The 5,186-nt window shown below is 66.1% G+C and carries 8 protein-coding genes; 3 read left to right on the top strand and 5 right to left on the bottom strand.

The window, feature by feature from the left end:
* Positions 1–347: 347 nt before the first annotated feature.
* A complete protein-coding gene (locus tag V7Q53_RS22975) occupies positions 348–785 on the top strand; it encodes a GNAT family N-acetyltransferase (protein ID WP_333831327.1) in 438 nt (145 codons plus the stop codon).
* A 9-nt stretch (positions 786–794) separates the two neighbouring features.
* Here V7Q53_RS22975 and V7Q53_RS22980 read toward each other — a convergent pair whose 3' ends face one another.
* Both V7Q53_RS22980 and hisF read right to left on the bottom strand, forming a co-directional pair.
* Positions 795–1,124, bottom strand: coding sequence for a phosphoribosyl-ATP diphosphatase (locus V7Q53_RS22980; RefSeq protein WP_333831329.1), 330 nt, complete (start codon positions 1,122–1,124; stop codon positions 795–797).
* Positions 1,121–1,882 carry an imidazole glycerol phosphate synthase subunit HisF gene (hisF, locus tag V7Q53_RS22985; protein ID WP_333831330.1) on the bottom strand — a complete coding sequence of 254 codons (762 nt, stop codon included), beginning with the start codon at positions 1,880–1,882 and terminating at the stop codon, positions 1,121–1,123. Before hisF ends, V7Q53_RS22980 begins: the two co-directional genes overlap by 4 nt.
* Positions 1,883–1,924: 42 nt before the next feature.
* Between hisF and V7Q53_RS22990 the strand changes: the two genes are divergently transcribed.
* Complete coding sequence (locus tag V7Q53_RS22990) at positions 1,925–2,317, top strand: hypothetical protein (protein WP_333831331.1); 393 nt, start codon at positions 1,925–1,927, stop codon at positions 2,315–2,317.
* 7 nt (positions 2,318–2,324) lie between these two features.
* Here the strand turns inward: V7Q53_RS22990 and hisA are convergent, their stop codons facing one another.
* Positions 2,325–3,047 carry a 1-(5-phosphoribosyl)-5-[(5-phosphoribosylamino)methylideneamino]imidazole-4-carboxamide isomerase gene (hisA, locus tag V7Q53_RS22995; RefSeq protein ID WP_333831333.1) on the bottom strand — a complete coding sequence of 241 codons (723 nt, stop codon included), beginning with the start codon at positions 3,045–3,047 and terminating at the stop codon, positions 2,325–2,327.
* Positions 3,048–3,247: 200 nt separating this feature from the next.
* Here hisA and V7Q53_RS23000 point away from each other — a divergent pair, with 200 nt between their 5' ends.
* Positions 3,248–3,637, top strand: a complete 390-nt coding sequence (locus V7Q53_RS23000; protein ID WP_333831334.1) for a DUF2147 domain-containing protein — start codon at positions 3,248–3,250, stop codon at positions 3,635–3,637.
* Between the two features lie 144 nt (positions 3,638–3,781).
* Here V7Q53_RS23000 and hisH read toward each other — a convergent pair whose 3' ends face one another.
* The gene (hisH, locus tag V7Q53_RS23005) at positions 3,782–4,420 is read right to left on the bottom strand and encodes an imidazole glycerol phosphate synthase subunit HisH (protein ID WP_333831336.1); all 639 of its coding nucleotides are present in this window, start codon (positions 4,418–4,420) and stop codon (positions 3,782–3,784) included.
* An 85-nt stretch (positions 4,421–4,505) separates the two neighbouring features.
* A complete protein-coding gene (hisB, locus tag V7Q53_RS23010) occupies positions 4,506–5,093 on the bottom strand; it encodes an imidazoleglycerol-phosphate dehydratase HisB (RefSeq protein WP_333831339.1) in 588 nt (195 codons plus the stop codon).
* Positions 5,094–5,186: the final 93 nt, after the last annotated feature.

Consider the following 5,186-nt stretch of genomic DNA (forward strand, 5'->3'; position numbering starts at 1 on the left):
CCTCCCGTGTGTTCAGCCGGGGGCTATACGGGCTTGGGAGGGTAAAGGGAAGGGGGGCGCGGGATCGGGATCAGAACAGAAGGTAGATCAGGATGATTACCGGAATGGGAATGCCGATCAGCCAAAGCAGGATGCCGCGCATGTTCTTCTCCATAATTTTCTCTGTTGAGTGAACGCGCCGTGGAGAAAAACGTTCCCCCTCCTGCGTCCGACCGCCCTGCGGGTCACAATGCGGGCGGCCGCATCTGGTTGCATCGGGCGATTGCGAAGGGCGGGAATGGCCTCTACGCTCAGACTGAACCGATTGGCGCGATGCACGCGGCAGTTCTGAGACAGGAGAATGACCAATGCAGATACGCAGGCCGGTTGCGGGTGACCGGGACGCATGGGGCGCACTTTACGCCGGTTATGCGGATTTTTACCGCGTGGAGCAGACCGAGGCGATGCGCGAGCGGGTCTGGGGCTGGATCCATGACCCTGCGCATGAGACCGGGGCGCTGGTCGCCGAAAGCGACGGGAAGCTGGTGGGGCTGGCGCATTTCCGCCCCTTTGCCCGGCCCCTTTCGGCCAGCACCGGCGGGTTTCTGGATGATCTGTTTGTCGATCCGCAGGCGCGCGGCTCAGGCGCGGCACGCGCGCTGATCGAGGCGCTGGCCGATGAAGGGCGCGCGCGCGGCTGGACGATGATCCGCTGGATCACGGCTGACGACAATGACCGCGCCCGCGCGCTTTATGACAAGCTGGCGGTGGCCACGCGCTGGGTGACCTATGATCTGAAGCCCTGAGGGCGGCAGTCAGGCCTTTGGTCGCGCAGCCTTTTCCGCAATTCCCGACTGGCCCTCACGTCGGGCCAGTTCGGCTTCGATATCGGCCAGCGTGACGCCGTTTGCGGCGCACATCACCAGCAGGTGGTAAAGCACATCGGCGGCTTCCGAGGTGAGGCCCGGGCGGTCGCCTTTGACGGCCTCGATCACCGCCTCAATGGCCTCTTCGCCGAATTTCTCGGCGCATTTCTCGGGGCCTTTGGCAAGCAGTTTTGCCGTCCAGCTGCTTTCCGGGTCGGCACCCTTGCGCGAGTCGATCGTCGCGGCGAGGCGTTCGATGGCAGTTCCGCGCGCGCTCATGACAGCCGCACCGGGATGCCCGCGGCGGCCATATGCGCCTTGGCCTGACCGATGGTGAATTCGCCGAAATGGAAGATCGAGGCCGCCAGCACCGCCGAAGCACCGCCCATCGTCACCCCTTCGACCAGATGATCCAGCGTGCCGACCCCGCCCGAGGCGATCACCGGCACCGGCACGGCGTCAACAATGGCGCGGGTCAGCGGCAGGTTGAAACCAGTGCGCGTGCCGTCGCGGTCCATCGAGGTGAGCAGGATCTCGCCCGCGCCCTTTGCGGCCACCGTGCGCGCGAATTCCACCGCGTCGATCCCTGTGGGTTTGCGCCCGCCATGGGTGAAAATCTCCCAGCGGCCCGGCGCCACCGTCTTGGCATCAATCGCCACCACAATGCACTGGCTGCCGAAGCGGTCAGCGGCGCGCGCCACCACATCGGGGTCTGCCACCGCCGCCGAATTGAAGCTGACCTTGTCGGCGCCTGCCAGCAGCAGCGCGCGCACATCTTCAGGCGTGCGCACCCCGCCGCCGACGGTCAGCGGCATGAAACATTGCTCGGCAGTCCGGGTGACAAGGTCGAACATCGTGCCACGGTTTTCATGCGTGGCGTAGATATCGAGGAAGCACAGCTCATCGGCGCCCGCCGCGTCATAGGCCTTGGCGGCCTCGACCGGGTCGCCCGCGTCGATCAGGTTGACGAAATTCACGCCCTTGACCACGCGGCCATCGGCGACATCAAGGCAGGGGATGATACGGGTCTTCAGCATGGCGCGATTTACACCCCTCGCTTGCGCGGATACAAGGGAAAGATGCAGTTCCCCGCCGCCCTGAGCCTTGCCCTGTTCCTCACCGCCTGTGCCCTGCCGGGGCAGGCGCCGCTGCCCGCCACTGACGCGTTGCCGGACCAGATCGCGCGGGAATGCCGCCTGCTGGAACGCGCCCACGCCGCCATGGAAGCGCGCGGCGAAAACCCGCAACCCGATATTCTGGTGGGCTGCCCGGACCATGCAGGGCTGCGCGATGCGATGTCCATGCCTGGGATGTCGGCGGCCACCCGGCGCGCGAATGCTGCCCCGCTGCCGGCGGGTGTGCAGGGCGCGCGGGCCGATATGGTCTATCGCCGGATGATCACGCGCGGCGTTTCCCTGGCGGTGGCGGCAGAAATGGCTGCAACGCCGGAGTTTGCTGCCGCCGTGCGCTGAGCGGGGGTCAGCCTTTCAGCACGGCCAGCGCCTCGGCCAGATCCAGCTTGCCGTCATAAAGCGCGCGGCCTGAAATCGCCCCGTCCAGCTGCGCTCCGCAATCGCGCAGCGCGATCAGATCCGCCAGTGACGAGACCCCGCCCGAGGCGATCACCGGGATCGTGCAGGCGCGCGCCAGGGCTGCCGTGGCGGCGACATTCGGCCCCTGCATCGCGCCGTCGCGGTTGATATCGGTGTAGATGATCGCCGCCACGCCCGCGTCTTCAAACGCGCGGGCAAGGTCGGTGACGTCGATATCGGTCTCCGTGGCCCAGCCGCGTGTTGCCACCCGGCCCTCGCGCGCATCAATGCCGACGGCGACCTGCCCGGGGAAGGCCCGCGCGGCCGCGCGCACCAGAGCGGGGTCTTCCACGGCGACCGTGCCCAGAATGACCCGCGCAAGGCCCTTTTCCAGCCACATGCCGATCGTTGCCATGTCGCGGATCCCGCCGCCCAGCTGACAGGGCACCGTGACCGCCGCCAGAATTGCCTCGACAGCGGCGGCATTGACCGGGCTGCCCGCAAAAGCACCGTTCAGATCGACCAGATGCAGCCATTCGGCGCCTTGCCCGGCAAAAGCGACGGCCTGCGCGGCGGGATCGTCGCTGAATACCGTCGCCTGTTCCATGGCGCCCTTGTACAGGCGGACGCACTTGCCGTCCTTGAGGTCAATCGCAGGGTAGAGGATCATTGCGCGCTCCTGTTTGCTTGGCGCCATGTAGCGGCAGCGGGGCGGCTTTGCAAATCCCTCCGGCGCGCGCCCGGGCTAGTTGCGGCTTTTCGCTGCTGCCCGCCGCCCGCAACGGAAGCTCTTGCACGAATCGGGCGGGCAACCGAACCTGCGCAGGCAGGAGGACACTGGCGAACCTGCGCGCGCAGGAGGATGCTGCAATGAACAAACTGATCCTGAGCGCGGTGGCGCTTGCTGGTCTTGCGTTTCCGGCACTGGCTGATCCGGTGCACGGGAACTGGCGCACCGCGCCTGATGATAACGGCAACACCGGCGTAGTCCGGGTTGCCGATTGCGGCGACCTGATCTGCGGCACGCTGACTCAGGCCTATAATGGTGCGGGACAGGTGATCAGTTCGCCCAATGTCGGGCGGCAGATCGTCTGGGATATGGAGCCGCAGGGCAATGGCCGCTACCGCAACGGCCGCGTCTGGGCGCCTGACCGCGACCAGACCTACAACGCCCGCATGGAGCTGGAGGGCGACCGCCTGACCGTTTCGGGCTGTGTGCTGCTCTTCTGCCGCGATGCCGTCTGGAGCCGCGCGGACTGAGCCAAGGGTACCGGATGCTACGGCGGGGCAGACTGCAAACCGCCCCCGCTTCATCTGTTCAAAAATATCCTGGGGGTGAATGGGCCGCAGGCCCAGAGGGGGCAAAGCCCCCTTGCCCGTGCCCGTCACGCGCGGCGGTCCCCCTCAGGGCTTCCAGCGCAGGAAATTGGCGATCAGGCGTAACCCGGCAGACTGGCTCTTTTCAGGGTGAAACTGGGTGCCTAGAATCGTGTCGCGCCCCACGATCGCGGTGATCGGCCCGCCATAATCGACATGGGCCAGCAGATGCGCCGGGTCGGTGGTGCGGAACTGGTAGGAATGCACGAAATAGGCATGGTCGCCCGTCTGCAGCCCCTCAAGCACCGGGTGGGGGCGATCAAACACCATGTCGTTCCAGCCCATATGGGGCACTTTCATCCTGGGGTCGGCGGGCCTGATCGGCACCACCTCGCCGCCGATCCAGCCCAGCCCTTCCGTGTCGGTATATTCGCGCCCGGTCGTGGCCAGCATCTGCATGCCCACGCAGATGCCCAGAAAAGGCCGCGCGCGCCTGATCACCGCCTCCTCCAGCGCTTCGACCATGCCCGGCACGGCCCCCAATGCCCTGCGACAAGCCGGAAAAGCGCCGTCGCCGGGCAGCACGATCCGGTCGGCGCGCACGACATCCTCGGTGCGGGCCGAGACGATGACCGCGCCCGCGCCGGTTTCGGCCGCCATCCGCTCAAAGGCTTTCTGCGCGGAATGCAGATTGCCGCTCTCATAATCGACGATGACGGTCAGCATGGGGGCCTCGGTGCCTTGCCCCGGCCCAGGCGCGCATGGTGGGTGCGGAAGCCTCCGGCGGGGATATTTATGAACAGGTGAAAACTCAGAGCGTGCCCTTGGTCGAGGGGATGGCGCCGACCTTGCGCGGGTCGATCTCCAGCGCGTCGCGCAGGGCATGGGCAACGGCCTTGAAGGCGGCTTCGGCGATATGGTGGCTGTTGAAGCCGTGAAGCTTGTCCATATGCAGCGTGATGCCGCCGTGGGCGCTGAAGGCCTGAAAGAACTCGCGCACCAGTTCGGTGTCAAAGCTGCCGATCTTTGCGGTGGGGAAATCGACATTCCAGATCAGATAGGAGCGCCCGGAAAGGTCCAGCGCGGCGCGGATCTGGGCATCGTCCATCGGCAGATGGCAGGCGCCATAGCGACGGATCCCGCGCTTGTCACCCATCGCCTGTGCCAGCGCCTGCCCGATGGCGATGCCGACATCCTCAACCGTGTGGTGATCGTCGATATGCAGATCGCCCTCGGCGCGCACCTTCATGTCGATCAGGGCGTGCCGCGCAAGCTGATCGAGCATGTGGTCGAAAAAGCCCACCCCGGTGCGGTTGTCATACTGGCCCGTGCCGTCGAGGGTGACGGTCACGGTGATATCGGTTTCAGCGGTCTTGCGGGTGATCGTGGCGCTGCGCATGGTGTTGTCCCGTCGCTTTTGTGGCCGGGGTATAGGGCAGGGCGGGCGGGTTGCCTAGCCCTCATACCCTTCGACAATGACCAGATCGCCGGT

Origin of the sequence: Pararhodobacter sp. (assembly GCF_036802785.1) — a bacterium.
Classification (GTDB): domain Bacteria; phylum Pseudomonadota; class Alphaproteobacteria; order Rhodobacterales; family Rhodobacteraceae; genus Pararhodobacter.

Coding starts and splice junctions, on each gene's coding strand:
- hisF (WP_333831330.1), bottom strand. CDS start 1,882: ATGCTGAAGACCCGTATCATCCCCTGCCTTGATGTCGCCGATGGCCGC.
- V7Q53_RS22990 (WP_333831331.1), top strand. CDS start 1,925: ATGCAGTTCCCCGCCGCCCTGAGCCTTGCCCTGTTCCTCACCGCCTGT.
- hisB (WP_333831339.1), bottom strand. CDS start 5,093: ATGCGCAGCGCCACGATCACCCGCAAGACCGCTGAAACCGATATCACC.
- hisA (WP_333831333.1), bottom strand. CDS start 3,047: ATGATCCTCTACCCTGCGATTGACCTCAAGGACGGCAAGTGCGTCCGC.
- V7Q53_RS22975 (WP_333831327.1), top strand. CDS start 348: ATGCAGATACGCAGGCCGGTTGCGGGTGACCGGGACGCATGGGGCGCA.
- V7Q53_RS22980 (WP_333831329.1), bottom strand. CDS start 1,124: ATGAGCGCGCGCGGAACTGCCATCGAACGCCTCGCCGCGACGATCGAC.
- hisH (WP_333831336.1), bottom strand. CDS start 4,420: ATGCTGACCGTCATCGTCGATTATGAGAGCGGCAATCTGCATTCCGCG.
- V7Q53_RS23000 (WP_333831334.1), top strand. CDS start 3,248: ATGAACAAACTGATCCTGAGCGCGGTGGCGCTTGCTGGTCTTGCGTTT.